At 68.9% G+C, this 26,366-nt stretch carries 19 protein-coding genes and 3 pseudogenes; 10 read left to right on the forward strand and 12 right to left on the reverse strand.

What is annotated here, in order from left to right; translation table 11 throughout:
• Positions 1 to 14: 14 nt before the first annotated feature.
• The 3 genes from OR16_RS20875 to OR16_RS20885 all read right to left on the reverse strand — a co-directional run bounded on the left by OR16_RS20875 (position 15) and on the right by OR16_RS20885 (position 2,988).
• The gene (locus tag OR16_RS20875) at positions 15 to 1,175 is read right to left on the reverse strand and encodes an acyl-CoA dehydrogenase family protein (RefSeq protein ID WP_006159944.1); all 1,161 of its coding nucleotides are present in this window, start codon (positions 1,173 to 1,175) and stop codon (positions 15 to 17) included.
• Between the two features lie 73 nt (positions 1,176 to 1,248).
• Positions 1,249 to 1,710 (reverse strand): MaoC family dehydratase, encoded by a 462-nt coding sequence (locus OR16_RS20880; RefSeq protein WP_006159945.1) that lies wholly within the window; start codon positions 1,708 to 1,710, stop codon positions 1,249 to 1,251.
• A gap of 69 nt (positions 1,711 to 1,779) precedes the next feature.
• The gene (locus OR16_RS20885) at positions 1,780 to 2,988 is read right to left on the reverse strand and encodes a CaiB/BaiF CoA transferase family protein (protein WP_006159946.1); all 1,209 of its coding nucleotides are present in this window, start codon (positions 2,986 to 2,988) and stop codon (positions 1,780 to 1,782) included.
• A 155-nt stretch (positions 2,989 to 3,143) separates the two neighbouring features.
• Here OR16_RS20885 and OR16_RS20890 point away from each other — a divergent pair.
• Positions 3,144 to 4,033 (forward strand): annotated as a pseudogene (locus OR16_RS20890) (LysR substrate-binding domain-containing protein).
• Between the two features lie 22 nt (positions 4,034 to 4,055).
• On the opposite strand, the gene OR16_RS20895 reads toward OR16_RS20890, so the two are convergent.
• A complete protein-coding gene (locus OR16_RS20895; RefSeq protein ID WP_006159947.1) occupies positions 4,056 to 5,216 on the reverse strand; it encodes a helix-turn-helix transcriptional regulator in 1,161 nt (386 codons plus the stop codon).
• On the opposite strand from OR16_RS20895, the gene OR16_RS44130 reads away from it, so the two are divergent.
• Positions 5,181 to 5,438, forward strand: a complete 258-nt coding sequence (locus OR16_RS44130) for a hypothetical protein (protein ID WP_158001379.1) — start codon at positions 5,181 to 5,183, stop codon at positions 5,436 to 5,438. The two genes, OR16_RS20895 and OR16_RS44130, sit on opposite strands and share 36 nt — an antisense overlap.
• A 101-nt stretch (positions 5,439 to 5,539) precedes the next feature.
• On the opposite strand, the gene OR16_RS20900 is transcribed toward OR16_RS44130, so the two are convergent.
• Entirely contained in the window at positions 5,540 to 7,816 is a 2,277-nt protein-coding gene (locus tag OR16_RS20900) for a mechanosensitive ion channel family protein (RefSeq protein WP_050983049.1), read from the reverse strand.
• A gap of 397 nt (positions 7,817 to 8,213) precedes the next feature.
• Here OR16_RS20900 and OR16_RS20905 point away from each other — a divergent pair, with 397 nt between their 5' ends.
• The 6 genes and pseudogenes from OR16_RS20905 to OR16_RS39920 all read left to right on the forward strand — a co-directional run bounded on the left by OR16_RS20905 (position 8,214) and on the right by OR16_RS39920 (position 13,168).
• Entirely contained in the window at positions 8,214 to 8,621 is a 408-nt protein-coding gene (locus OR16_RS20905; RefSeq protein WP_006159949.1) for a hypothetical protein, read from the forward strand.
• A 31-nt stretch (positions 8,622 to 8,652) separates the two neighbouring features.
• Positions 8,653 to 8,898, forward strand: coding sequence for a GlsB/YeaQ/YmgE family stress response membrane protein (locus OR16_RS20910; protein ID WP_006159950.1), 246 nt, complete (start codon positions 8,653 to 8,655; stop codon positions 8,896 to 8,898).
• A gap of 288 nt (positions 8,899 to 9,186) precedes the next feature.
• Positions 9,187 to 9,969, forward strand: a complete 783-nt coding sequence (locus OR16_RS20915) for an SDR family NAD(P)-dependent oxidoreductase (protein WP_006159951.1) — start codon at positions 9,187 to 9,189, stop codon at positions 9,967 to 9,969.
• Positions 9,970 to 10,032: 63 nt separating this feature from the next.
• Positions 10,033 to 11,564: pseudogene (locus OR16_RS47765) on the forward strand (fatty acid--CoA ligase).
• Positions 11,565 to 12,028: 464 nt separating this feature from the next.
• On the forward strand, positions 12,029 to 12,742 hold the full coding sequence (locus tag OR16_RS20925) for a helix-turn-helix transcriptional regulator (RefSeq protein WP_006159952.1): 714 nt from the start codon (positions 12,029 to 12,031) through the stop codon (positions 12,740 to 12,742).
• 27 nt (positions 12,743 to 12,769) lie between these two features.
• The gene (locus tag OR16_RS39920) at positions 12,770 to 13,168 is read left to right on the forward strand and encodes a DUF7696 family protein (RefSeq protein ID WP_006159953.1); all 399 of its coding nucleotides are present in this window, start codon (positions 12,770 to 12,772) and stop codon (positions 13,166 to 13,168) included.
• A gap of 6 nt (positions 13,169 to 13,174) precedes the next feature.
• On the opposite strand, the gene OR16_RS20935 is transcribed toward OR16_RS39920, so the two are convergent.
• Entirely contained in the window at positions 13,175 to 14,410 is a 1,236-nt protein-coding gene (locus OR16_RS20935; protein ID WP_006159954.1) for an acyl-CoA dehydrogenase family protein, read from the reverse strand.
• 28 nt (positions 14,411 to 14,438) lie between these two features.
• Positions 14,439 to 15,584 (reverse strand): acyl-CoA dehydrogenase family protein, encoded by a 1,146-nt coding sequence (locus OR16_RS20940; protein ID WP_006159955.1) that lies wholly within the window; start codon positions 15,582 to 15,584, stop codon positions 14,439 to 14,441.
• Between the two features lie 295 nt (positions 15,585 to 15,879).
• Between OR16_RS20940 and OR16_RS20945 the strand changes: the two genes are divergently transcribed.
• Positions 15,880 to 17,424 (forward strand): AMP-binding protein, encoded by a 1,545-nt coding sequence (locus tag OR16_RS20945; protein WP_006159956.1) that lies wholly within the window; start codon positions 15,880 to 15,882, stop codon positions 17,422 to 17,424.
• 172 nt (positions 17,425 to 17,596) lie between these two features.
• Positions 17,597 to 20,359: a LuxR C-terminal-related transcriptional regulator gene (locus tag OR16_RS20950; RefSeq protein ID WP_006159957.1), complete on the forward strand. Its 2,763-nt coding sequence runs from the start codon at positions 17,597 to 17,599 to the stop codon at positions 20,357 to 20,359.
• Between the two features lie 6 nt (positions 20,360 to 20,365).
• On the opposite strand, the gene OR16_RS20955 is transcribed toward OR16_RS20950, so the two are convergent.
• The 5 genes and pseudogenes from OR16_RS20955 to OR16_RS20975 form a co-directional block, all read right to left on the reverse strand.
• Complete coding sequence (locus tag OR16_RS20955) at positions 20,366 to 21,436, reverse strand: Ldh family oxidoreductase (protein WP_006159958.1); 1,071 nt, start codon at positions 21,434 to 21,436, stop codon at positions 20,366 to 20,368.
• Positions 21,437 to 21,488: 52 nt separating this feature from the next.
• Positions 21,489 to 23,015 (reverse strand): annotated as a pseudogene (locus OR16_RS20960) (APC family permease).
• A 109-nt stretch (positions 23,016 to 23,124) separates the two neighbouring features.
• A complete protein-coding gene (locus tag OR16_RS20965; RefSeq protein ID WP_006159959.1) occupies positions 23,125 to 24,051 on the reverse strand; it encodes a dihydrodipicolinate synthase family protein in 927 nt (308 codons plus the stop codon).
• Positions 24,052 to 24,246: 195 nt separating this feature from the next.
• Positions 24,247 to 25,119, reverse strand: coding sequence for an AraC family transcriptional regulator (locus OR16_RS20970; RefSeq protein WP_006159960.1), 873 nt, complete (start codon positions 25,117 to 25,119; stop codon positions 24,247 to 24,249).
• A 169-nt stretch (positions 25,120 to 25,288) separates the two neighbouring features.
• Positions 25,289 to 26,366 (reverse strand): NAD(P)/FAD-dependent oxidoreductase (locus OR16_RS20975; RefSeq protein ID WP_006159962.1); only part of this gene is annotated, 1,078 nt, incomplete at its 5' end.

Here is a 26,366-nt window from a genome sequence, read left to right on the forward strand (position 1 = left end):
TGGGGGATTCCGGTTCAGCGCAGGCCAAGGCCCCGGGCGATCATGCCGCGCAGGATCTCGCGCGTGCCACCGCGCAGCGAATAGGACGGGGCGACCTGGCTGACGTAGGCCAGGGTGCGGTACAGGCCGGGATCGGCGGCGAGGTGCGGGTCATCGCCCAGCGCGGCCTCCGCCAGCGCCGGAATCGACTGCTCGAACTCCGTGCCCAGGTCCTTGACCAGCGCGGCCTCCACCACCGGGCTTTCGCCTGCGGCAAGGCGTGCGGTCACCGCCAGCGACATGGCGCGCAGCACTGCCAGCCTGCCAGCCAGCCGGCCGATGGTGACGGTGTCGCGCCGCGCGGCCGGCGCGCGGCGCAGCGCCGCGATCCAGGCGTCGAGCAGTACCACGCTGGAATACAGCCGCTCCGGGCCGCTGCGCTCGAAGGCCAGCTCCGCGTTGACCTGCTCCCAGCCGCTGCCCTCTCGGCCAACCAGCGCCGCTGCGGGCAACATCACGTCCTCGAAGCTGACTTCGGAGAAATGCGCGTCGCCCGTCAGGTCGCGGATCGGGCGCACGGTCACGCCCGGCGCGGACAGGTCGATGATGACCTGCGACAAGCCGCGCTGACGGTCCTCGCCCGTGCCGGAGGTGCGCACCAGCGCCAGCATGTAGTGGCAGCGATCGGCGTTGGTCGTCCAGATCTTGCGGCCGTTCAAGCGCCATGCGCCATCCGGCTGGGGCACGGCGCGGGTCGCGACGCTGGCCAGGTCGGAGCCGGAATTGGGCTCGCTCATGCCGATGCAGAAGAAGGCCTCGCCCCGGCAGATGCGCGGGAGGTAGAGCGCCTTCTGCGCATCGCTGCCGTAGCGCAGGATCAGTGGCCCGCTCTGGCGGTCGGCGATCCAGTGGGCCGAGACTGGCGCGCCGCAGGCCAGGAGCTCCTCCACCAGCACGAAGCGCGAGAACGGATCGAGCCCGGCGCCGCCATATTGCGCGGGCAAGGTGATGCCCACCCACCCGCGGCGCGCCAGCGCGCGGCTGAAATCGGCGTTGAAGCCCATCCACGAGCGGGCACGGATCTCGGGCGGCAGGGCCGGCAGGTGTTCGGCCAGGAAGGCCTTTACCTCGCGCCGGAAGGCGGCCGCCGCCGGCGGCAAGGCGGTCAGCTGGAACGTGCTGGGCAGGGAAGTCAAAAAGGAGTCTCCGTGAAAGCCAGGATGGCACGGCAGGCCGTGCCCGGTCCCGGCGCATGGGGGTGCGCCGCCGTCAGCGGCCGGCCAGCAGGCGCCGGGCGGAATAGGTCATGACGCGCTCATGGCGCTGATTGAAGACTTCGATGTCCGAGTCCACCACCGCGCGCCCGTTGCGCGAAGTGGGGCGGATGCCGGTCACCGTGACCGTGGCCCAGATGGTGTCGCCCACGAGCACCGGGGCAAGGATCTTCTGCGTCAGCTCCAGCATGGCCAGCCCCGTGCCCTGGATCATGGTCTGCAGGATGAAGCCTTCGATCATGGCGTAGGTCAGCGCGGCGGGCACGGGCCTGCCGTGGATGGCGCCGCCCTCATGGCCCGCCTCGATAAAGATCGCCTCCAGCATGCCGGTGACCGAGATGAAGTTGACGAGGTCGGTCTCGGTCACCGTGCGGCGGAAGGTCTGGAAGGCCTGGCCCTCCTTGATGTCTTGCCAATAAAAACCCTGGCCGAGGCGGGGGAGTTGGGTATGGGGCACGGCGTCTCCTGGTGAGGGCCGCCATCGGCGGCCGGCTTCCTTTATGTTAGGAGCGGGAATGCGTCAGGGTTAGGCATTAGTGGCCGGCGGCGCACAATAGGCCGCGCCGTCCTGGCCCAGCGCGTCGATCTGCTCGCTGCTCAGGCCAGCCTCGCCAAGCAGGCTGCGGGTGTGCTGGCCCAGGCGTGGCGGCAGCGCGGGGGTCGCGCGCTCGCCGTCGAAACGCACCGGCGCGCCGGTAAAGCGCAGCGTGCCCATGGCCGGGTCGTCCAGCGTGTCGAAGAAGCCAGTTGCGCGCAGGTGCGGGTCATCCACCAGCGCGGCGAGCTGGTTGACGCGCGCCACCGGGATCTGCAGCGTTTCGCATAGCGCCAGCCAGGCGCTGGTGGTGCGCGTGCGCACGATCTCGCCGGTCAGCTCGTAGAGGCTTTCGATATGCTGCGTGCGCGCGGCGATGCCGGCAAAGCGCGGGTCGGCGGCCAGGTCGGGCCGGCCCGCGGCGGTGAAGAAGTCGTGCCAGTGCGCATCGGTGTACGGCATCATGCAGACATGGCCGTCGGCGCTCTGGTAAGGCTGGCGCAGCGGCGCCAGCACGCGCGGATAGCCGGTGGGCCCGCGCGGCGGCTCGAAGTGCTGGCCATAGAGATGCTCGACCAGGTTGAAGGCCACCATCGATTCGAACATCGGCACTTCCACCAGCGCGCCCTTGCCGCCCTGGCGCTCGCGCCCGGCAATGGCGGCCGAGATCGACAGCGCCGCCACCAGAGCGCTGGTCTTGTCGGCCGCGATGGTGGGGAAGTAGCGCATGGTGCCGGTCTGCGCGGCCATCAACGCGGCATTGCCGGACAGGCCTTGGATGATGTCGTCGTAGGCCGGGCGGCCGCCATAGGGGCCGTCCTCGGCAAAACCCAGCAAGCTCACGTAGACCAGGCGGGGGTGGCGCGCCATCACGCCGGCGGGGTCCAGCCCGAGGCCCGCCAGCTTCTGCGGCCGCATGCTGTGCATGAACACATCGGCGCTGGCTAGCAGGCGCTCCAGCGCGGCCTGCGCCGCGGGCAGCTTGAGGTTGAGCACCACGCTCTTCTTGCTGCGGTTCACGCCCAGGAAGATGGCCGACATGCCGTCTTCGGTGGCCGGGCCGGTGCGCCGCGTGGAGTCGCCTTCGGGCGGCTCCACCTTGATCACTTCGGCACCGAGGTCGGCCAGCCACTGGCTGGCGTAAGGGCCCATCACGACCGTGGATAGGTCGATCACGCGGATGCCTGAGAGGGGCAACATGCCTGGGTGTCTCCTGTCTGTTCTTGTGCCGGCCGCCGCCGGGCCGGGTGGCCGGGCGCAGGTCCGATGCAACAGGGTAGATCAGGCGGGACGTTTGCGTCTAATATTAGATTTTTGGGGTTCGATATCTTCTGCATATCGATGCGAATATCAGCGTGGACCTTCGTCAACTTCAACAGTTCGTGGCCCTGGCCGAAACCGGCAACTTCCACCGTGCGGCCGAGCGCCTGCACATGGCGCAGCCGCCGCTCTCCATCTCGATCCGCAAGCTCGAAGACGCGCTCGGCACGCCGCTGTTCGTGCGCACCTCGCGCGGGGTGCGGCTGACCCAGGCCGGCGAGGCCGCGCTGCACGACGCGCGGCGGCGCTGTTCCATGCCGGCCAGGCTCGCGCGGCGGCGCTGGCGGCGGCGCATGGCGAGCGCGGCGCGCTGCGCGTGGGCTTTGTCGGCTCGGCTACCTACGCCTTGCTGCCCAAGCTGATCCCGGCGTTCCGGGCAGCGCACCCGGGGATTGAGCTGATCCTGCATGAGTCCACCTCGGCGTCGATCCTGGACCGGCTGGAACGCCATCAGCTCGATGCCGGGCTGGTGCGCTTTCCCATCTTGCATAGCGGCGGCTATACGCTCATGCCGCTGGAGAACGACGAGTTCGTGGCCGCGGTGCCCGCCGATAGCGGCTTTGCACAGCGCGATGCGATTGCGCTCAAGGCGCTCGCCGCGGAACCGTTCATCATGCATCCCAGCGCCGAAGTGCCCAACCTGCAGGCCATCGCCATGCTGCTGTGCCAGCAAGCGGGGTTCGTTCCGCGTGTGACGCAAGAGGCGGTGCAGGTGCAGACCATTGTCAGCCTGGTGGAAAGCGGGCTGGGGGTGGCGCTGGTGCCTAGCGTGGCGGCGCGCTACATCAACCGGCGCGTGCGTTTCCTGCGGCTGACCAGCCCGCGGCCGGCAGCGCGCATCGGCATCGCGCTGGCCACGTCCACCGATAGCGATGACCGGCAGGTGCAGCGTTTGCTGGAGGTCGCGCGCGCCGTGGTTGGCTAGGCGGGCGGATCAGGCGGGCGGATCAGGCGGGCGTGCGGCCGCCACGCGCCGCGCCGGCGCGCTCCAGCGCCACGCCCGGCAGCAGGTGCAGCAGGCGCACCAGCTCGCTCTGGCGATGGGTGCCGGTCTTGCGCAGGATGTCGCGGATATGCACGCGCACGGTGTGCGGCGAGACGAATTCGTGATCGGCGATCTCGGCGAGGGTTTCGCCCGCGGCGAGACGGATGGCGACCAGGCTTTCCTTGCGCGACAGACCGAACAGCGATGTCAGCACCGAGCTGTCGAGTACCGATCGCGATTCCGAATTGCCCATCAGCACCATCGCGAACGGCAGTTGCCACGGGCCTTCCACGGGCTGGCGCGCCACCAGCGGCAGCACGATGATGGGCACCGGCTGGCCGCCGGACGTAATGTGCATCCATGAGCCGGCCGCCGCGTCGCCACCGCGGCATTGCATGGCGCGGTCGAGCAGCTTGTGCAGGGTGGTGCGCAGGGTCTGGTCGTGGGCCTTGAGCACGCCGTTTTCCAGCGCGAGCTGGCTGTCGGCCTGTACCAGCGCCTCGGCCCAGATATTGGCGTAGCGCACGCGCATATCGGCTTGCAGCACCATCACGCCGAAGTCGAGCGTATCCAGCCCGGCCAGGCCAAGGGCCGCCAGGCCGCTCAGCTCGAAGTTGCGCTGTTGCATGCGCGCGGCGCGGGCCCAGTGCGGCAGCACACGCGAGAGCCGCTTGCTGCGGTGGCTCAAGCCCTCAGCCCCGTCGAAACTGGTATCCAGCCGGCCACCGCGGCCGGTGCCGCCCATCAGCACGCAGACTTCGGCGGTATCCAGCAGGCGGATGCCATGCTCCAGGTCGGTGCCATGGGCCGGGGCTTGCCAGGGCGCGCCGTCCTGCGGGTCGCCCGCGTGATCGCCAGCGAGCGCGCGCTTGGGCAGGCTGGCTAGCGCATGCAGGCCCTCCGGCACGTAGGTGCCCTGCGCCGAGAAGCAGCCATGCGGGGTAACCCCGAGGCGGGCTTGCCCGGACAGCTTGTCCCAGACCAGGTAATGCGGGCTTTCAGTGTCGGTATAGCTGGAAAAGAGGTCCAGCGCGGCTGGCATGGCTGTGACGTCAAGCGCCGATTCGTAGATCGAATCGATCAGACGATGGAAGTCTTCATCCGCCGACGGATGTTCGCCCATAGTGTTTTCCCCGGTGGCTTTCGCCCGATCCTGCTTCTGCTCTTTTTATTGGTCCGCTGGTACGGCTGGCTTGCTCTGACCGGCTCCGATGTGGCGGTTGCCACCGGCCTGGGTCAGGCGCCTGGTTGCACGGTACGCCAGCGCAGCGCGTTCCGTGTGGCGGCATTATGCGGACGCGGGCATAACTTCGCAAACAGGGAATGTCGCCTGGGCAAATATTAAAAATTATTACAGTACCGAAATGCCCGGGAAGCCGGGCACGGCCGCGCGGGGCGTACCCGTTTCTGCGTGCGCTTTGTGCGCCGCATAGTGATTCAAGCGGCTCAGCTGGGTCCGGGCGCCCCCTTCGAGAGCGCGGCAGCGCCCCCGGCGCCGGCTGCCAGTTCAGTGGCTTGCTCGGCCTCCGTGGCCTGGGCCGGTGTGACCCCCAGGCCGCCTTCGACCTGCACCGTCACCCGCTGCGTGACCATGCTGACGCCGTGCTGGTCAAACTTCCGCTTTAGCCGCGCGTTGAACGCGCGCGTGATTTCCGCCTGGGTCAGGGGACGGGTCTTGAACTGCGCCAGCACCACCGAGCCGTTCGGGTCGAAGCGATCGAGGCCGAGGATGTCGAGCCCCGACAGCAGGTTGCGCGCGTAGCGGAAGTCGCGCGCCACTTCGGCACCGGTCTCCCGGATCAGCTCGATGGCCTGGTCGAGATCGTTGCCATACGCCACGCCGATGTTGAACACGGCAAAGGCATAGCCGCGCGACATGTTCTTGATGGCCTTGATCTGACTGTAGGGCAGTATATGCAGCGCGCCCTTGCCGTCGCGCAGCTTGACCGTGCGGATGGTCATGGCCTCCACCGTGCCGATATGGTCGGGCAGTTCCACCGAGTCGCCGATGGCGATCGAATCCTCCACCACGATGAACAGGCCGGTGATCAGGTCCTGAACCAGGCTTTGCGCGCCAAAGCCGATGGCCAGGCCGACCACGCCGGCGCCGGCGAGCAGCGGCGTCACGTTGACGCCGAGGTTGGCCAGCACCACGATCAGCGTGATCACCAGCAGCGCGACGAACAAGGCATTGCGCACCAGCGGCAGGATGGTCCTGGCGCGCAGGCTGGGCGCCTGCCCGCGCCCGTACGCTGGCGTCAGCGTCTGGGTGATGGCCGTATCGATCAGCAGCCACAGCAGCCACGACAGCAGCACGGTGCTGGTCACGCTGAACACGGCCTCGCCGATGCGCTTGCCGGCTGCCGTGGATTCAATGACCGAGACCAGCGAGGCACCCCAGATACGGCTGGCCAGCTCGAAGTAGGCGAACCAGATCACCACCCGCACCAGCGCCACCGCAAAGCGCCCGAAGCGTGCCAGGTAGGCCGAGCGCTGGCGGTCGCGAAAGCGCGGCGCGCGGTGCGTGGCCTTGGGCGAACGCCCGGTGATCAGCGTCAGCATCAGCGCGGCGACGAACAGCGCCACCGAGGCCACGGTGCGGCGCAGGAAGACGTCAGCGTAGCCGGTGGCCAGCACGGTGCCGGCCACCGAGGCCACCACCACCGCCAGCACCGGCAGGTGCCAGCTTGCGCCCACCAGGCGCAACAGGTCCATGACGGCGGGGTGCCCCTGGCGGAAAGCCAGCGGCCGGTTGCTGATGATCTGGCCGATCTGGCGGCGAAAACGCAGCGTGAAGGCGCCGATCAGCAGCGCCGCGGCGATGTTGGCCACGGTGGAGATCAGCGCCGACAGGTTGGTGCCGAGCGAGGCGATCGCGCGCGGGTCGGTGGTGACGTCGCCCAGCGCCGCCAGCGCGCCGGTGGCGAACAGCAGCCCACGCGAGTGCAGCAGCAGGTCGCGCACCGCGTGCGCGCGGTGGGCCGAGATGAACAGCGCGAAGATGACCTGGCACACCGCGCCCATCACGGCGCCGGCCACCACCGAATAGGCAATCACCATGCCGGCTACGCTGGCGGGCGAGCCCCCGAACACCCCGCTCGATAGCAGCATCGCCAGGGCGAAGGCCACCACCCACGGCGCCACCCTGCGCAGCATGTAAAGCCCGACGTCCATCCACGACGGCACCGCGGGCAACTCATGGCGCACCGCGCGGCGCAGGCGCCGGTTGCGTACCCTTCTCACTGCCTCCCGTAGCAGCCAGCCAGAGAAGAACCAGGCTGCGAGCACGGTGGCGAACTCTCGCGCCGATCGCCATGGCGAGCGGGTCCCGTTGATGGTCAGCGCGGCCAGCCATTCCTCGCCGGCGAATTCGATCCGCCAGCGCCAGTAATGCCATGGCCCCTTGTCCTTGGCGAGCGACGCGTCGAGATGGTCGACCGCCTCGGCCAGCGCCCCGAGCAGGCCCGGCGCCGGCGCCGACGCGGCGCTGGCAGCGCCGACGCCCTTGCGCAGCGTCCGCAGCTGCTCGACCAAGGCTTTGCGGTCCTTGTCGTTCTGCAGCGTGGTGATGACCTGGTCGAGCGACTGCGCGAGCGGCTCGCTGGCCGCGGGCTGCGAGGCCGGCACGGACTCGGCTTTGACGACCGCCGCCAGCGAAGCCAGCCCGGGCGGTGCCGCCAGTGCCGGGCCCGCCGCCAGCGTGGCCAGCGCGAGCCAGAGCATCAGCAGCAGCAACGTGCCAGGCCGGCATGCGGCTGGGAATGTTGGTTGGAACCTGATCACGAGCGTCTTCCCATGCGGGTAGAGAGTGCCCGGGCAACGCCGGGGGGATGCTCGATACTGTAGCGCATTGCGGATACCGCACACGGGGGTGGATTCGTGCAGCGCCGCAATAGGCCTTGTCGGCCACACAGCGCGCTGGTGTGGCGCGTTTCCTGGCCGCAGCGCACGGGTGACGTGCGGTGGGCGTACCATGGCCGCATGCCCGTTCCTGCCGTTCGCGGTCAACGGAGTGGCGGTGCGGGCCGTTGAGTGAGGTATTGCGTGTCGGTCGGGTTGCGGCTGGTTGCAGCCCTGTCGTTTCGTTGTCCCAATGGCATTGTTACCGCAGGAGCCTGTCATGAATGCTATGAAAGCCGTTACCGCCTTGTCCGCCGTTAGCGCCTCGACTGCCTCGTTCGGCCGGCGCGTCGGCTTGCCCATGCTGCTGAGCGCAGCGCTCTTTGCCTCGATTCCGCACCTGGCGCGCGCTCAAGCCACGCCGGCCACTCCCGCCGCTCCCGCTGCCGCCACGCCGATGGCCAAGCCGATGGCGCCCGCCGCCTCCATGCCGATGGCCAAGCCCGCCGCGCCCGCCGCCGCCGCCCCGGGTGGCGGCCCTGGCCAGGTATGGGCCAACAAGACTTCCAAGGTCTATCACTGCCCCGGCACGAAGTACTACGGCAAGACCAAGAACGGCGCCTACATGAGTGAAGCCGATGCCACCGCGCAAGGCTTCCATGCGGACCACGGCAAGGCTTGCAAGTGAGCCGCGCTAAGCGCTGTCAGGAGGGCATGACATGCACCTGATCTGGGTCATTCTCATCGGCTTTCTCGCCGGGCTGGTGGCGCGCATGCTCACGCCCGGGCGCAGCCCGAGCGGCTTCTTCCTGACCGCCGGCCTGGGCATCGTCGGCTCGCTGGCCGCGACCTTCCTTGGGCAGGCGCTGGGCTGGTACCGGCCCGGGCAGTCCGCCGGCTTTGTCGGCGCCGTGCTGGGCGCCGTGATCCTGCTGGCGCTGTATCACCTGGCAACGCGGCGCTAGGCCGGCCGCCGTTTCCCGTTTCTTCTTCCGTTTCTTCTTCAGTTGGCTAGTGCTGCTGCCCGCGGGCATGTCCCGTGGGCAGCAGCATTCGCGCCGCCGCGCGTTGGCGTACTCACGCTTGCATGCATTCGTCGCTTCCGACGATGCGTTGCGCGCCGTCATCCCCGAATCTCCATACCACGCCGGCAAGCCTGTTTTTTCGGCTAGCCGGACTCAGGCATTCCGCCGTTGCGCGCCGACGGGCGACGGGGAATGGTTCGGTACCTATCAAGAAGACGTGGAGACAAGATGGAACTCAATGCATCGGTAACGGCGGTGATCACGGGCGGCGCTTCGGGCCTGGGCGAAGCCACCGCGCGCGCGCTGGCGGCGCACGGCGTGCGCGTTGCGCTGTTCGACATGAACGCGGAAAAGGGCGAGGCTGTGGCGCGTGAGCTCGGGGGCGTGTTCTGCCAGGTCAACGTGACCTCGGAAGCCGAGGTCGAAGCCGGCTTCGCCAAGGCGCGCGCAGCGCTCGGCCAGGAACGCATCCTGGTGAATTGCGCCGGCACCGGCAACGCCATCAAGACCGCATCGCGTGCGAAGGAAGCGCCGGACCAGATCCGCTTCTTCGCCTCGGATGCGTTCGAGCGCATCATCCAGATCAACCTGATCGGCTCGTTCCGCTGCCTGGCGCGCTCGGCCGCCGGCATGCTCACGCTGGACGCGTGCGACGGCGACCGCGGTGTCATCATCAATACCGCCTCGGTGGCGGCGCAGGACGGGCAGATGGGCCAGGCGGCGTACTCCGCCTCCAAGGCCGGCGTGGTTGGCATGACCCTGCCGATTGCGCGCGACCTGTCCGGCGAAGGCATTCGCGTCAACACCATCATGCCCGGCATCTTCAATACGCCGCTCTTGCAAGGCGCGCAGGAACACGTCAAGGCCGCGCTGGCCGCCTCGGTGCCGTTCCCCAAGCGGCTCGGCGCGCCGGAAGAGTTTGCCTCGCTCGCGCTGGAGATGTGCCGCAACAGCTATTTCAATGGCGAAGCGGTGCGGCTCGATGGCGCCATCCGCATGGGCCCGCGCTGATGCGGCAGCTCAAATAACGAAAAGGACGTGCGCATGCAGCAGGACCGAGAGAAGGAGGCGCCGATGGATTTCAGTTACCTGACCACACTGCCGCATGCGCTGCGCCACTTTGCGCAGCGGCGGCCCGATGCGGTGGCTTATGCCTTCGAGGGCAGGCTCACCACGTATGCGCAGCTGGACCGCCAGACCGATAGCGTGGCGCAGGCGCTGGCTGCGGCGGGCATCGGGCCGGGCGAGCGCATTGGCTATATCGGCAAGAACTGCGATCACTACTTTGAGCTGTGGTTAGGCGCGGCCAAGATGGGCGCCGTGATGGCGCCCGCGAGCTGGCGCCTGGCGCCGCCGGAGGTGGGCTATATCGTTGGCCATTCCGATGCCGCGCTGCTGTTCGTCGGGCCGGAGTCGGCGGAGCTGGTGCGCAAGCTGCTGCCCACGCTGCCACTGGTGCGCGAGGTGATCGCCATGGAAGGCGGCCAGCCAGGCTGGCCCGCCTACGTGACGTGGCGCGACGCGCATGCGCCCACGCCACCGGCGCACCAGCCCGCCGCGCATGACGTGGTGCTGCAGCTCTATACGTCGGGCACCACCGGCCGCCCCAAGGGCGTGCTGCAGATATCTCGTGGTCGCGCTGGACGGACGACGATGTCTCGCTGGTGGCCATGCCGGTGGCGCATATCGGTGGCTCGGGCTGGGGCTTGCGCAGCTTGCTCGCGGGGGCCAAAGGCGTGGTGGCGCGTGATTTCGATCCCGGCGCGGTGCTGGACTTCTTTGAGCGCGAGCGCATCAGCAAGCTGTTCCTGGTGCCGGCCGCGATGCAGTTCGTGCTGCGCGATCCGCGTGCGCGCCGCATCGATTACTCGCGCCTGAAAACCTTGCTCTATGGCGCGGCGCCAATCCCGGCGGCGTTGCTGCGCGAGGGCATCGAAGTCTTCGGCTGCGGGTTTGCGCAGCAGTACGGCATGACGGAGACCACCGGCACGGTGGTGGCACTGCCGCCGGAAGACCATACCACCGACGACGTGCCGCGCATGCGGGCCGCTGGCAAGCCGCTGCCCGACGTGGAAGTGGTGGTGGTGGACTGGGAAGGCCGGCGCCTGCCGCCGGGCGAAGTTGGCGAGCTGATGATCCGCTCGCCGCAGAATATGGCCGGCTACTGGAAGCAGCCCGACGAGACCGCGCGCACCATCGACGCCGAAGGCTGGCTACGCACCGGCGACGCGGGTTTTCTCGATGCCGAGGGCTATGTCTACATTCACGACCGGGTCAAGGACATGATCATCAGCGGCGGCGAGAACGTGTATCCCGCCGAGGTCGAGAGCGCGATCTATGGCCACCCGCAGGTGGCGGATGTGGCCGTGATCGGCGTGCCCGACGAAAAATGGGGCGAGGCGGTCAAGGCCATTGTCGTGCCGCGCCCAGGGCAGGCGCCTGATCGCGACAGCATTGCGGCTTGGGCGCGCGAGCGGCTGGCCGGCTACAAGATCCCCAAGAGCATCGAGTTTGTCGATGCGCTGCCGCGCAACCCGTCCGGCAAGCTGCTGCGCAGGAAGCTGCGCGAGCCGTATTGGGAAGGGTACAACCGGCGGGTCAACTGAGGCGGGCGCATAAGAAAGCCAGGCGCTCGTTACTTTCCGCTCCCGTCTCACCCGTTTCATGGCTGAGATGGGAGTGATGGGAGTGATGGGAGAGAAGCCGGTGATCATCGCGGCACATGCATCCGTGGATGCTACCCGCTGTCCCACGGAACGCGTTACGTAACGCGTAACACGCAGCTGGGCGCCGGCCCACCGCGCTCGCGGCCGGCGGTGCGTCCCGCCAAATCCTTCCTGCTCGCATCCATCCCCCGCAAAGCCTGATGGCGCCTGCCATCGTCGGCCCGCGCTGCAGCGCCCGCATTCCCTCCCGCACCCTCTCGCGAACAGCCTCGTCGCTGGCACACGGCTTGCAGTATTGCCTGTGACAACGTTACCGCGAGTACCGGCCTGGCCGGATGGGCATGCCGTTGCCGAGGGGAGCAGATGAAACCGAAAAGCAACAGATCGCGTGGAGGCGCAGTGTCATGAACGCACTCCTGATTGAGGATAACCCGCTCTTGCGGCTTGGCCTGCTGCGCATGCTTGATGGCCTCGAGGGTTTTGGCCACGTGATCTGCGTGGACCCGTCGGATCTCGCCATGCTGCAAGGGCAGTTGAACGACATTGCGCTGGTGGTCCTCGGCGTGCCGCAGTTGCAGGATCGCGCGCGGGAATTGCTGGAAACCGCGCGCGCCGTGCTGTCGGCGCAGTACCTGCTGCTGCTGGTCGAGGGCACGTTGCCGCCCGTCTTGCCTGCGGGCCTGGCATGGGGCATCTGCACGTGGCTGCCCAAATCGTCGTCGCTGGTGGCAATCGAGGCAGCGATCCGGCTGGTGCTGGCCGACGACACGCGTTGGCGCGGCGCCCTGGCTCCGCATCCTTCGGCGCCGTTGCAGGCGCTGGCGACGGAAGGCGGGCGCATCGACCTGCTGCGCGACGAGGCGCGCATGTTGAAGCTCACGCCGCGCCAGTACGAGGTGCTGGTCTTGCTTTCGCACGGCTATCCGCTCAAGACCGTGGGCCGCCTGCTCAATATCTCGGTGGCAACCGTGAAGAGCCACGTCGCGCTGCTGTACCAGCGCTTGCAGGTCAGCAAAAAGAGCGAAGCCATCCACGCCGCCCGCCAGCGCGGCGCCAGGTTCCAGGCGGGCAGCGGCCAGGGCGGCAACGATCGTGGCGCGGCCGGCGCCTGGCGCTAACCCCAGTTTCCCGCTCAGGAGAGCACCATGTCCAGTCACACCGCAAGGGACGCGGAAATCGCCGCGGCCATCGATGCCACCCTGCTGCGCCGCCGGCAACAGTTCGACGGCCAGCCGGCCGCATGGCATGTGCTGTGCGAAGCCGCGCACGTCGCCACGCTGGGCGAACCGGCGCGCCGGGCCTTCATCGCGCGCGTGGCGGCCAGCCGTGGCGCCGACATCGCCCTGCGCCTGCTGTTCAAGGCGGAATCGATCCGGGCCACGGTGACCGAGGCGCTGGCAGCCGGCGAGGACGTGGACGCCGGCCAGCCGGCCGTGCCCTTTGTCGAGTGCACGGGCTGCGAGGATTGCGGTGACCGTGAGATGCCGGCTGCTGGCCAGTGCGCCGGGCAGGCACGCAGCCCGGCTGGCGGGCTGCTGCACTGAGCTGGCTTACAGCCCTAGCACCAGCTTGGCGATGATGTTGCGCTGGATCTCGTTGGAGCCGGCGTAGATCGATGCCTTGCGGTAGTTGAAGTAGCGCGGCGCCAGCGGCGCGGCGTAGTCGGGGCCCGCCTGCGGGCCCGTGGCGCGACCCTGCAATTCGCCCCAGCCATCCTGCACGAAGGGCAGCGCGTACGGGCCGGCCGCTTCCACCGCCAGCTCGCTGATGGCCTGGATGGTCTCGGTGCCCACCAGCTTGAGCATGCTGGATGCGGCGCCGATCGAGGTGCCCGAGCTCACGTTGGAAAACAGCCGCAGCTCGCTCGCCTCCAGCGCGGCCGCGCGCACGTGCAGCTCGGCCAGCTTGCGGCGAAAACCCGGATCGTCGAGCAAGCGCCCGCCATCCTCGCCGGGCTCCTTTTCCGCGATGCGCGCCACCTTGGCCAGTTGCTGGCGCAGCATCGGGCCGTAGCTGCCGCCGCGCTCGAACTCAAGCAGGTACTTGGCGTAGGTCCAGCCCAGGCCTTCCTCGCCGATGCGGTTTTCCGCCGGCACGCGCACATCTTCAAAGAAGACCTGGTTGACTTCCTGCTGGCCCTCGACCGGGCCATCGAGCGTGGGCAGCGATGCCACCGTGATGCCGGGCGTGCGCATGTCCACCAGCACGAAGGAGATGCCGTCCTGGCGGCGCGCGTCGCGGCTGGTGCGCACCAGGCAGAACATCCAGTCGGCCCACTGCGCGTGCGTGGTCCAGATCTTGGAGCCGTTGAGGATGTAGTGTTCGCCGTCCTGGTCCCGGCCGCGCTCGGCGCGCATCTGCAGGGAGGCCAGGTCGGAGCCGGAGTTGGGTTCGGAGTAGCCCTGGCACCACCAGATGTCAGAGCGCAGGATGGGCGGCAGGAAACGCGCCTTCTGCTCGGGGCTGCCGTATTTCATGATCACCGGTGCCACCATCTTCAGGCCCATCGGCGACACGGTCGGGCAGCCGGCGGCGGCGGTCTCGGCCTGGAACAGGTAGCGCTGCGCCGGGGACCAGCCCGGGCCGCCATACTCCTCGGGCCAGTTCGGCGCGGCCCAGCCACGCTCGAACAGCTTCTTCTGCCAGCGTACCTGGCCCTCCTTGTCGAGATAGCCATTCTTGGTGCGCGCCATCAGGGCCTTGAGGCCGGGGTCGAAGGCTTCCTTGATCCAGGCACGGACCTCGTCACGGAATTGCAGCTCTTGCGGGGAGAAATCGAGATTCATCGATGGGCCTCGGGATATTCGTCAGGGCTCAGGCGGCAACCGGATACAGCAGGTCGGCGTAGCGGCGCAGGTGGTGTTCGGCGGAGCCAAACTGCAGGTCGATCGCGGTGACGCGCTTGAAGTAATGGCCAACCGCCAGCTCCTGCGTCACGCCCATGCCGCCGTGGATCTGCACCGCGGCCTGGCCGACGAACTTGCCGGCCTGCCCGGCCTGCGCCTTGGCGGCACTTGCGGCCAGCGCGCGCTGCACAGGCTCGGCGCTGGCCTGCATGGCGGCGACTTGCGTCAGCGCCACGGTTTGCTCCAGTTGCACATACATGTCGGCCATGCGGTGCTGCAGCACCTGGAAGGTGGCAATCGGTACGCCAAACTGCTTGCGCTGGCGTGCGTAGTCGACCGTGTCGCCGAGCATCCGGCTCATGGCGCCGCCGGCTTCGGCGCACAGCGCTACCGCGGCCTCGTCGCTCAGGCGCTCGACCAGCGCCAGCGCCTCGCCTTCGGGGCCCAGCAAGCCGCCATGCGGCACGAAGACGTTGTCCAGGTGTATGTCGGCGGCCCGGGAGCCATCCACGGTGGGGTATTCCTGCAGCGTCACGCCGGGCGCGTTGCGCTCGATCCAGAACAGGCTGATGCCGTCCCGGTCACGCCGGCTGCCGCTGGTGCGCGCGCTCACCACCAGGTGCGTGGCCCACGGCGCGGCCACCGCCACGGCCTTGTGGCCGCTAAGGCGCCAGCCGCCTTGCGCGTGGGTGGCGCTGGTTTGTACATCATGCAGGCAGTAACGGCTGCGCGGCTCGGCGTGCGCCCAGGCCACGGTGACCTCGCCGCCGATGATGGCGGGCAACCAGCTGGCGGCCAGCGTCTCGCTGCCATGCAGCAAGGCGCCGCCGCCGAGCACCACGGTGGACAGGTAGGGCTCGACCACCAGGTGGCGGCCGAACTGCTCCATCACGATCGTGTGGTCGACGGCATTGCCGCCGAGCCCGCCGAACCGTTCCGGGAACGCGGCGCCCAGCAGGCCCAGCTCCTGCGCCAGGGCTTTCCAGCAGGAAGCCCGCCAGCCAGCGGGCGAGCGGATCGCCGCCTGGCGGGCCTCGAAGCTGTAATGGTCGGCCAGGTAGCGCGCGAGCGTGTCGCGCAACATCGATTGTTCTTCGCTGAATTGGAAATCCACGGTGGTTCCTTGGCGCGGTTGCTGGGGCACTTGCCATTATGCGAAGAGGCCGCCGGGTCGCATCGTCGGATGCGACGAATCGCCTTGGCGCGAGGCGCGCCGCACGCGCGCCGGCACGGGCGTTTGCGGCGCCGCACCAAGGCGCGTTCGTCGCTTCGGACGATGCTCATCCGGCGTGCCTGTCCCGACAATGTGCGCACGCAATGCCATCCCAGTTCCAAGCCACCTAGTCATCCAGTCACCCGGCCACCCAGTTCGGCCAGTTCGGCCACACCCACTTCCAGGAGGGTCAGTCATGCACCCGCATGTTCATGCGCAGCGCACCCCGGACAAGCCGGCCATCATCATGGCCGGTGGCGCCGTCATCACTTACCGCGAGCTTGACGAGCGCTCCAAGCAGGTGGCGCGGCTGTTCCGCGACCACGGGCTGCAGCCGGGCGACCGGGTGGCCTTCCTGCTGGAGAACCACCCGCGCCTGTTCGAGCTGTGCTGGGGCGCGCAGCGCTCGGGGCTGATCTACGTCTGCATCAGCACGCGCCTGAACGTGGAGGACGCGGCGCATATCGTGGCCGACAGCGGCGCCAGGATGCTGGTCACCTCGCACGCGCAGGCGACGGTGGCGCAGGGGCTGGCGGCCAAGGCGCCAGGCCTGGGCGCACGCCTGATGATGGACGGCATCGTGCCGGGCTTTGCCGCCTATGAGACGGCGCTGGCCCAGTACCCCGGGTGGCGCATCGAGGACGAATGCGCGGGCACCGACATGCTGTACTCCTCTGGCACCACGGGCCGCCCCAAGGGCGTCTTCACGCCGCCGGCCAACCAGCGGATCGATGTGCCTGGTTCGCTGGTGCTGATGTGCCAGTCGCTTTACCAGTTCGGCCCGGACACGCGCTACCTCTCACCCGCGCCGCTCTATCACGCGGCGCCGCTGCGCTACAACATGGCCGTGCAGCAACTCGGCGGCACCTCGGTGGTGATGGAGCATTTCGACGCGGAAGCATTCCTGCGCTTGCTGGCAAAGTACCGCATCACGCATACCCAGGTCGTGCCCACCATGTTCTCGCGCATGCTCAAGCTGCCCGAGGCGGTGCGCCAGCGCCACGACGTGTCCTCGCTGCGCTTTGCCGTGCATGCCGCCGCGCCCTGCCCGGTGTCGGTCAAGGAGCAGATGATCGATTGGTGGGGGCCGATCATCTGGGAGTACTACGCCGGCACCGAGGGCAACGGTTCCACCGCGGTCGGCTCCGCCGACTGGCTCAGCCACAAGGGCACGGTGGGCCGCGCGTCGGTCGGCGAGTTGCGCATCTGCGACGACAGCGGCGCCGTGCTGCCGCCGGGCGAACCCGGCACCATCTACTTTGCCGAAGGGCGCAGCTTCGTCTACCACAACGACCCCGACAAGACCGCGCAGTCGCGCCACCCCGTGCACGCCGGCTGGACCACGCTGGGCGATGTCGGCTACGTGGACGAGGAAGGCTATCTCTACCTGACCGACCGCAAGGCCAACATGATCATCTCGGGTGGGGTCAACATCTATCCGCAGGAGGCCGAGAACCTGCTGATGACCCATCCCAAGGTCATGGACGTGGCGGTGATCGGCGTGCCCAACGAGGACTTTGGCGAGGAGGTCAAAGCGGTGGTGCAGCCACTCGACATGGCGCATGCCAGCCCGGCCCTGGCCGACGAGCTGCTCGCCTTTTGCCGCACGCACCTCTCGGCCATCAAGTGCCCGCGCTCGGTGGATTTTGCCGACGAACTGCCGAGGCTGCCCACCGGCAAGCTGCTCAAGCGGCTGCTGCGCGAGCGCTACTGGGCGGGACGGGAGAACAAGCTCGTCTAGGCAGCGCCACCCGGCACGCATGGGCGCGCCGGGTGGCGGGCGGGTGTTTACGCCATAATCAGCCGTTCGATCCCTGGCGCATGTGGCGCCAGCAGCCGGCAACCATAAGCCGGTGCCGATCGCGTGGCATCCACCGCTCGTGGGTGCCGCCGCCAACAGGAAGACACGGCGAATGGCAACAATCGAGGAGACCAGCGCGGGCCATCGGGGCGCCGCCCGCGCCGCCACGCTGGTGGCGAAGCTGCGCCCGCCCATGCTGACCCCGTTCCAGGTGGAGCGCCGCGCCATTTGCGACGCGGTGTGCGCGGCCGGCTTCGTCAAGCTGGTGCTGGTGCGCGCGCCGGCCGGGTTCGGCAAGACCACCGCCATGCTGCAATGCCGGGCACGGCTGGACGCCGAGGGCGTGGCCACCGCCTGGCTCACGCTGGACCGCGCGGACAACGACGCCACGCGCTTCCTGGGCTCGCTCGAAGCCGCCTTCGCGCTGGTGCTGCGCAAGGGCGGCGCGCCGCTCGCCGTGGCCCAGCCGGCGCCGCAGTCGGTGGGCGAGCACGCGCTCGCGCTGATCGACCGCATGGCGGCCCACGACCGCCCCTTCACGTTGTTCCTGGATGACTTCGAAGCCTTGCAGAACTCCGCCGTGGCCGGCCTGGTCTGGCAGGTGGTGGAGCAACTGCCACCCGGCGCCCGCCTGGTGCTGGGCACCCGCTGGGTGCCGGAGTCCGGGCTGGCGCGGCTGCGCGCGCGTGGCGAGCTGCTGGAGATCGAACCGGCCCAGCTGCGCTTTACCGCCGACGAGACCGATTCCTTCCTGCGCCGCGCACGCGGCCTGGCGCTGCAGCCCGCTGCCATCTCCGCGCTGCACCGGCGTACCGAAGGCTGGGCCACCGCGTTGTGGCTGGCGTCGGTGGCGCTGGAGCGGCGCGGCCAGCCGGACGCGTTCATCGCCGGCTTTTCCGGCTCGAACGCCGCGATTGCCGATTACCTGGTGGAGGATGTCTACCTGCACCTGCCCGATGCGGTGCGTGCTTTCCTGTTGCGTACTTCCATCCTCGACCAGCTCAGCGGGCCACTGTGCGATGCCGTCTGCGGCACTGCCGACAGCGAGGAGATCCTGGCCTGGCTGGAGCGGGCCAACCTGTTCCTGATGCCGCTGGACGGCGAACGCCACGGCGGCGCCGAGCCGCCCGCTCAGCCCAATGCGCGCTGGTACCGCTATCACAGCCTGTTCTCCAGCTTCCTGCGCGTGCAGTTGCAGCAGGCCATGCCGGACGAAGTGCCGGCCCTGCAGATGGCCGCCTCGCGCTGGTACGAACAGCAGGGCCGGCCGGTGCCGGCCATCGAGCATGCGCTGGCGGCCGGGGCGGTGGCTCACGCGCTCCCGCTGCTGGCGGGCTCGGTGGACGAGTTGCTGGCGCAGGGCCGCATGCGCCTGCTGACACGCTGGCTGGACGCCGTGCCGGCCGACGCGCTGGCGGCGTGGCCCAAGCTGCAGATCGCCCATGTCTGGGCCTTGTCGTTTACGCGCGGACCGGCCGACGCCATCGCGCTGCTGCAGACCATCCCGCTGGCCGGCGCCGAGGGCGACCTGCTGGCCCACGTGCGCGCGCTGCGCCATATGCTGCTGAACATGATGGACCGCTTCGACGAGGCACGCGCCTACAGCCGCGACGATCCCCTGCCGCTGCCCATGGGCTACCCGTTCCCGGATTCCATCCTGGCCACCTCGATGGCGCGCATGGCCGCGGTGACCGGCGACTACCGCGAGGCGCGGCGGCTGCTGGGCGTGGCCCGCCAGGTGGTGCGCGGTTCCGACAGCAATTTCAACAAGATTTTCTCGGAATCGGTGGAGGGGCTGATCGACCTGCGCCAGGGGCGCCTGCAGCAAGCGCTGGCGCGTTTCCGCATTGCCGCCAGCACCATGCTGCCGAACCGCTACGGTCCCACCAACGGCAACGCCATGGCCGGCATCCTGCTGGCCGATGCGCTCTACGAGATCAACGAGCGCGAGCGCGCGGAGCGCCTGCTCAATGTGTACGTACCGCTGGCGCGCGACCTCGGCCTGCCCGACCAGATCATCACCGGCCATGCCGTGCTGGCCCGTATCGCCTGCGATCGCGGCGACGTGGACGGCGCGCACGAATGGCTGGCCGCGCTCGAGCACCTCGGCCATCATCGCGGCCTGCCGCGGCTGGTGCTGGGCGCCATGCTGGAGCGCGCCCGCCTGGCCCTGCTGCAGGGCAACCAGCACGCGGCCGAAGAGGCGCTGCTGCATGCCGCGGACCCGGCATTGTGGCGGGCGCGGCCCGGCGTCAGCGCCGTCAGTTCCTTTGCCAACGACCTGGAAGACGTGCCCATGGGGCGGCTGCGCCTGGCACTGTTCACCGAGCCCTCGGCCGCCACGCGCGAGGCGATCGAGAAAGAACTCGCCGCTGCCGAGCGGGCGCAACTGATGCGGCGCGCGCTCAAGCTGCGCATCCTGCTGGCGCTGGCCTGCCAGCGCAGCGGCGATGCCGCGCGGGCGCTGCTGACCATGGGCGAGGCACTGCGCTTCGGCGCCGCGGAAGGCTTTATCCGCATCTTCGCCGACGAAAGCGCGGACGTCCGGCGGCTGGTGGGCGAGGCCTGCGTGCGCCAGGGCGGCGCGCTGCCCGCGGGCTACGTCGAGCGGTTGCTGCAGGCGTGCGGCGGCGCCCCGGAGCCGGCCGACCCCGCCGCCATGCAGGCTCGCCACGGCTTGCTGGAGCCGCTCACGCCCAAGGAGCAGAAGGTGCTGCAACTGCTGGCCGAGGGCTTCTCCAATGTGGCAATGGCCGACCGGCTCTTTGTCTCCGAGACCACGGTGCGCACCCACCTGCGCAATATCAGCGCCAAGCTGCGCGCCAGCAACCGTACCCAGGCGGTCGCCATCGCACGGCAGCTGGGTTTGCTGTAGCGTTCCTCAGGCTGCGCTGCCGGCAAGCAGGGCCATGACGTCGTCATACAGCGCGCGCGGGATGAGCACGCCATGGCGCAGGCTGGCTTCGCGTGCCTGATAGCGCCGCTGCGAAGGCAGCCGCGCCCCTTGTCCGAGCATCGCCTCGAACAGGCTTTCCGCCCGCGCCCGCTCCGCCTCGCACTGCGCGCCGAGAAAGCGCGCGGGATCGATGGCGATGATCAGCTCGCCCCCCATCGGCGACGACTTCGTGCCGGCATCGTAGGCCAGCGAATCCATGCTGGTCATGTCGGCGATCAGCGGGCCGGCGAGCAGTTCGACCATGGCGGCAAGGGCCGCGCCCTTGTGGCCGCCGAAGCTCAGCATGGCGCCGTGGTCCAGCACGGTGGCCGCATCGGTACAGGATTTCCCGGCGGCATCGATGCCCCAGCCCTCCGGGATCGGCTTGCCCGCGCGGCGATGCAGTTCGATCTCGCCACGCGCCACCGCACTGGTGGCGAAGTCGAAGATGAACGCGGGCTGGCCGGCGCGCGGCCAGCCGAAGGCCAGCGGATTGGTGCCAAACAGCGGCTTGCTGCCGCCCGCGGGCGTGACCCAGGCATGGCTGGGCGTGCAGGCCAGGGCGACCAGGCCGGCATCGGTCAGCGGTTCGATGTCCGCCCACAAGGCGGAGAAATGCACGCAGCGGTTGATGCCCAGCGCCGCGATGCCCTGCGAGCGCGCCTTGCCGATCAGGTATGGCAACGCCGTCTTGTAGGCCACTTGCGAGAAGCCGCGCATGGCATCGACCCGCAGCAGCCCCGGCGCCGTGTCGTGCAGCTTGGGCAGGGCATCCGGCGACACCTTGCCGGCCTTGAGCGTGGCGATGCAGCCGAGCAGCCGGTAGAGGCCATGGGAGGCGCAGCCGTCGCGCTCACCGGCCACCAGGGTATCGGCCACGGCCTCGACATGCGGATCGCTGAAGCCGTGATGCCGCAGCACGGCGGTGGCCAGCGCGCGGACTTCGCGCAGGGAGAGGCGCTCGGTGGCGGCGCTGCGCGCCTGCCGGTGCTGCCGTGGGGCGATGGGATCGTTCATCGGGGCTCCGGGTTGGGGTGGAGGCTGGAGGCTGAGGTTGACGAGGCAATCGCTATTCGTCATCGTCGCCGCCGAGATCCATCAGCGCGGAAGGTATGCCGGTGCGCGCCCCCCAGGCATAGATCCCCAGCGCGGCCAGCGCCACCAGTGCGGTGTCCCACGGATGGCTGAGCGCGCCGATGCCACCGAAGGAGCCCAGGTAGGAGGCCACGATGATCAGCACATAGAAGGCGATCAGCCACAGCGAGGACTTCACCTGTTGCGCCAGGCTCAGGCGATGGGTGGGTACCGCGCGCCGGCAAAGCAGGTAGACCACGAACATGGCGATCTGCAGTCCCAGCAGCCAGGACACCGTGCCCCAGCCGGACCAGTACACGATCAGCGCGGCGATGATGAACGAGAGCGGGCCGAGCACGGCCAGCCACCTGACCCGGAACGGCCGGTGCAGGGCGGGCGCGTTGCGGCGCAATGCGGCCACCGTGACGGGTGCGACCGCGTAGCTCAGCACCAGCGCGGCCGACACCACGTTGATCATGGCCTCCCACGAGGGAAAGGGCAGGGTCCAGAACACGGACAGCGCGAAGGTCAGCCACAAGGCCGGCCGGGGAATCCCGGAGGCCGCATCGACACGGGAGAACAGCTTGAAGGGCGTTCATGTAGATATTGCCGGTGCCGCGATCACCGCGTCGGAGACCACCAGGAAGGCCAGCCAGCCCACGCCGAGCGCCAGCGCGATATCGCGGTAAGGCAGCGCGAAGGCCTTGCCGACGCCGCGCCAGCCATCCGACAGCGTCTCGGTCGGCACGCCGCCGAGGAAGGCGATCTGCAGCAGCACGTAGATCAGGGTGGACAACAATACCGACAGGATCAGCGCGATGGGAATGGTGCGCTGTGGCGAGCGGACTTCGCTGGCCACCGAGATGATCGGCGTCAGCCCGAGGTAGGCAAAGATGATGCCCCCGGCGGAAACGGCGGCCTGGATGCCGGACAGCCCGAACGGCGCGAAGCCATGCAACTGCAGGTTGGCCGGCTTGAAATGCGTGAACAGCACCACGATGACCAGCAGCGGCACCACGAACTTGAACACGCTGACGATGTTGTTGGCGCGCGCGAAGGTCTTGACGCTGTAGTAGTTGAGCACGAAGAACAGGCACAGCATCGCGAACTGCGCCGCCCAGCCGAGCAGGGTGGGATGGCTCGATCCCGGCTGGCTCAGGAAGGGGAACCAGGCCGCCGCATACTGGCGCGCGGCCACGACTTCGATGGCGATCAGGCTGGAGAAGGCGATCAGCGTGATCAGGCCCATCAGGTAGCCCATCAGCTCGCCGTGGGAAAAAACCGGGTAGCGGATGATGCCGCCCGCGCGCGGCAGGGCCGCGCCCAGCTCGCAGTAGACGATGCCGAGCAGCAGCACGGCAAAGCCGCCCAGCAGCCAGGAGACGATGCCGGCCGGCCCGGCGATGGCAGATACGTGGCTGGCGGCGAACAGCCATCCCGACCCGAAGATCGCGCCCAGGCCGATAAAGGTGAGATCGGTCAGGGTGAGCTGCCGCTTGAACTTGCCTTGCACTGGAGACATGGGGACTCCTCGGTCATCGGGGGATGGCCGTCCGGACGATGCGGCCATCCGCCCGCGATCGCGGGCGGCGGGCGGGCGGATGGCGGCCGTGCGGGCCGGCGGCGCAGTCTCAGGCCCGCAGGCCGACGTCCGGCAGCACCGGGCGCGTGGCCATGGCCTGTGCGACCACCGTCATCACCTGTTCCAGTGCCTCGCCCTGCAGCGGCAAGCGCGGCGGCCGCGTGACGGCGCTTCCGCGCCCGGCGAGTTCCTCGCACAGCTTGATGCACTGGACCAGGTCCGGGCGCGAGTCCAGGTGCAGCAGAGGCATGAACCAGCGGTATAGCGCCAGCGCCTCGTCGAAGCGCCGTTGACGGGCCAGGCGGAACAGCGTCTCGCCTTCCTTCGGGAAGGCGTTGGACATGCCCGAGATCCAGCCCTCGGCGCCCACGGCAACGCTCTCCAGCACCACGTCGTCCAGCCCGGCGAACAGCACGAAGCGGTCGCCCACGGCGTTGCGCAGGTCGATGAAGCGGCGCGTATCGCCGGAGGAATCCTTGAAGCAGACGATGTTCTCGCAATCGGCGAGCGAGACCAGGATGTCCGGTGTGATGTCGCTGCGGTAGACCAGCGGGTTGTTGTAGAGCATGACCGGCAGGTCCGTGGCGGTGGCGATATCGCGGAAGTGCGCGGCGGCTTCATGCGGCTTGGCGGAGTAGACCAGCGCCGGCATCACCATCACGCCGTCGACGCCGACCCGCGCCGCTTCGTTCACCATGTCCCGGGCGAAGGCGGTGGTGAATTCGGCAATGCCCGCGATGACCGGGATACGGCCCCTGGCGGCGTCTTTCGCCGCTTCGATGACGTCGAGCTTTTCCCGGGTGGACATCGACGTGTTCTCGCCCACGGTGCCGCATACCACCAGGCCGGAGACCCCGTCGGCGACCAGGTTGCGCATCACCTTGTGGGTGGCTTCGATATCCAGCGAGTAGTCGGCCTTGAATTGCGTGCTGACGGCGGGGAATACACCGGTCCAATGGATGGCGTTGCGGCTCATATCGTCTCCTATTGTGTACGTGGGGTGTGCCGGCAGGGCATCACCTGGCCACCAGCCTTCAGGTTCGCAGTTGCGCGCCGTTCGGGCTTGAGGCTTTCCGCAAAGCAGGTAGACGAAATCGGCACAATACGAGCCCGCTCCGGACGAGACCGCGCAAGCGGGTTCGACGGGTGCGGCCTGTTGCGCGCTCGCCGCTCAATCGCGCGCGCCGGGCTGGCCGGCCGGCGGCCTGAACTGCCGCGGCGTCAGCCCGGTCAGGGCCTTGAACTGCCGGGTGAAGGCGCTGTGATCGGTATAGCCGCACTCGAGCGCGATGTCGGTGATCGGCATATCGGTGGACAGCAGTTCGGACGCACGCTCCAGCCTCGCCTTGTGGATCATCTGGCGCGGCGTCAGGTGGAAGATGCGCTTGCAGTAGCGTTCCAGCTGCGCCGCCGACAAGCCGGTCAGCCTGGTCAGTTCGCAAAGCAGGATGGGGCGCATGTAGTGCTCGCGGATATAGGTGTCCACCGCCGCCAGCCGCTGGTAGGCCGGATGCGTGTCCCTGGCGCACTGCAGGTCGTGGGAGATGCCGGCCATGCCGATGATGCGGCCGTCGCGATCCAGCAGGGGGCGCTTGCAGGTCATGCACCAGCCCGCATCGCGTGCGGGATAGAGGTGGAGCTCGAGCTGCTGCGCAATGGCGCTGCCGGTGTCCAGGACACGCCGGTCCTGTTCCGTGTAGCGCTGGCCGAGATGGGCGGGAAAGACTTCGGCCGACGTCTTGCCAAGCAGGGGTTCGATCCGCTTGAAGCCGCAGCGGGCAGCCAGCGTGAGGTTGGCGACCAGGTAGCGCGCCTGGCGGTCCTTGATGAAGAACACCACGTTGGGAATGGCGTTGAGCAACGGCGTGATCAGCGAGACGGCATCGAGCAGGGTGGCCATGTCGCGCGGGCGCTGCTTCGATATGCCCGCGCAGATGTCGGCGAGGTGGGGGATGTTGTCGGCCTCGTGCTGGCTTGCCGGTGCCGGCGAGGGTTGCCGGGCCGCGAAGGAGGCGGAGAGGGCGAGGGAGGGCGATGGCGGCATATTGTCTCCTGATGGCTTTTTAGTTCATCGGACTTCCGTGTGCGTCGATCCACAGGCCTACCGGCGGTCTTCTCCCCTGTCCCACTTGTGGGGGTAGCAACCGGCGGGCACTTCAAGCCGCACTCGCACATCCTGTCAGCCTGTCAGCTTCGCCCGTTCTCGTCCAGCATCAATGTGCCGATCCGGGCGGGAGACAGCGGCGGGCGCGGGGTGGGCTGCGTCCAGCCGAACAGGGCCCGCCCGGCCGTGGCGCAGACGCGTCCCTGGCAGGCGCCCATGCCGCAGCGGCTCTGCATCCTGGCCATCCAGGCATCCGGATACGCCTGGATGGCCGATAGCGGCACATCCTCGCAGCGGCACAGCGGCGTGTCGGCGCGGGCCAGGGTCTTGAGCGCGGGGTCGAGCGCGAACGTGGTCCGCACCTGCTCCGCGAACGCATGCCAGCGCGCACGCGTCGCCGCCAGCGCGCCAGGCCAGCCCGGTCGTCGGCGCCCGCCGCCGCGTAGCCGGCGATCCTGCCTTCGAGCAGGGCCAGCTCGCTGCCGCCGATACCGGTGCACTCGCCCGCCGCATAGACGTGGGGCAGGCCGGTGCGCTGGAGCGCATTGACGGCAATCGCATCCGATACGGGGTCGAGCTGGCAGCCCAGCAGCGCGGCCAGCCCGGTATTCGGCACCAGCCCGAAGCCGCACGCCAGCCGGTCGCAGGCTAGCGCCACGATATGGTCGCCCTGGTGGATGCGCACGGCGCGCAGGCGTTCGTCGCCCAGCGCTTCCACCACATGGGAGCCAGTGCGATAGTGGCGATCCAGCAGCGCGACGGCCTGTGCCGCCTTGGACGGCCAGCGCCACAGCGCGCCGGCAAAGCGCGTCAGGCGTGACAGCGGTGCCTGCTCGGCGATGCGCGCGACATGCGCGCCGTGCCGTCGCGCCGTGGCGGCGGCGGCCAGCAGCAGCGGCCCGCTGCCGGCAATGACGATGCGCTCGCCCCTGACCGGCGTGCCCGCCTTGACCAGGGCCTGCAACCCGCCAGCCCCGGTCACGCCGGGCAGGGTCCAGCCGGGAAAGGGCAGCAGCAGTTCGCGCGCGCCGGTGCACAGGATCAGGTTGCGGAATGGCAGGTGCATGGCGCTCTCGTCGTGCTCGACCAGCAGCGTGTCGGACGCCGGCGCCGCGATCACGCGCGTCGAGGCGAACAGCGCGATGCGGCCGTGCGCGGCGATGGCGTGGCGCAGGCTGCGCGCCTGC

Source organism: Cupriavidus basilensis OR16, assembly GCF_000243095.1.
GTDB classification, from domain to species: Bacteria; Pseudomonadota; Gammaproteobacteria; order Burkholderiales; family Burkholderiaceae; genus Cupriavidus; species Cupriavidus basilensis_D.

Excerpts from the sequence above, each read along its gene's own strand:
- OR16_RS20955 (WP_006159958.1), bottom strand. The coding sequence starts at position 21,436 with ATGAACGATCCCATCGCCCCACGGCAGCACCGGCAGGCGCGCAGCGCC.
- OR16_RS20935 (WP_006159954.1), bottom strand. The coding sequence starts at position 14,410 with ATGAATCTCGATTTCTCCCCGCAAGAGCTGCAATTCCGTGACGAGGTC.
- OR16_RS39920 (WP_006159953.1), top strand. The coding sequence starts at position 12,770 with ATGTCCAGTCACACCGCAAGGGACGCGGAAATCGCCGCGGCCATCGAT.
- OR16_RS20970 (WP_006159960.1), bottom strand. The coding sequence starts at position 25,119 with ATGCCGCCATCGCCCTCCCTCGCCCTCTCCGCCTCCTTCGCGGCCCGG.
- OR16_RS20915 (WP_006159951.1), top strand. The coding sequence starts at position 9,187 with ATGGAACTCAATGCATCGGTAACGGCGGTGATCACGGGCGGCGCTTCG.
- OR16_RS44130 (WP_158001379.1), top strand. The coding sequence starts at position 5,181 with ATGGAAGTCTTCATCCGCCGACGGATGTTCGCCCATAGTGTTTTCCCC.
- OR16_RS20905 (WP_006159949.1), top strand. The coding sequence starts at position 8,214 with ATGAATGCTATGAAAGCCGTTACCGCCTTGTCCGCCGTTAGCGCCTCG.
- OR16_RS20925 (WP_006159952.1), top strand. The coding sequence starts at position 12,029 with ATGAACGCACTCCTGATTGAGGATAACCCGCTCTTGCGGCTTGGCCTG.
- OR16_RS20910 (WP_006159950.1), top strand. The coding sequence starts at position 8,653 with ATGCACCTGATCTGGGTCATTCTCATCGGCTTTCTCGCCGGGCTGGTG.
- OR16_RS20895 (WP_006159947.1), bottom strand. The coding sequence starts at position 5,216 with ATGGGCGAACATCCGTCGGCGGATGAAGACTTCCATCGTCTGATCGAT.
- OR16_RS20945 (WP_006159956.1), top strand. The coding sequence starts at position 15,880 with ATGCACCCGCATGTTCATGCGCAGCGCACCCCGGACAAGCCGGCCATC.
- OR16_RS20900 (WP_050983049.1), bottom strand. The coding sequence starts at position 7,816 with ATGCTCTGGCTCGCGCTGGCCACGCTGGCGGCGGGCCCGGCACTGGCG.
- OR16_RS20885 (WP_006159946.1), bottom strand. The coding sequence starts at position 2,988 with ATGTTGCCCCTCTCAGGCATCCGCGTGATCGACCTATCCACGGTCGTG.
- OR16_RS20965 (WP_006159959.1), bottom strand. The coding sequence starts at position 24,051 with ATGAGCCGCAACGCCATCCATTGGACCGGTGTATTCCCCGCCGTCAGC.
- OR16_RS20950 (WP_006159957.1), top strand. The coding sequence starts at position 17,597 with ATGGCAACAATCGAGGAGACCAGCGCGGGCCATCGGGGCGCCGCCCGC.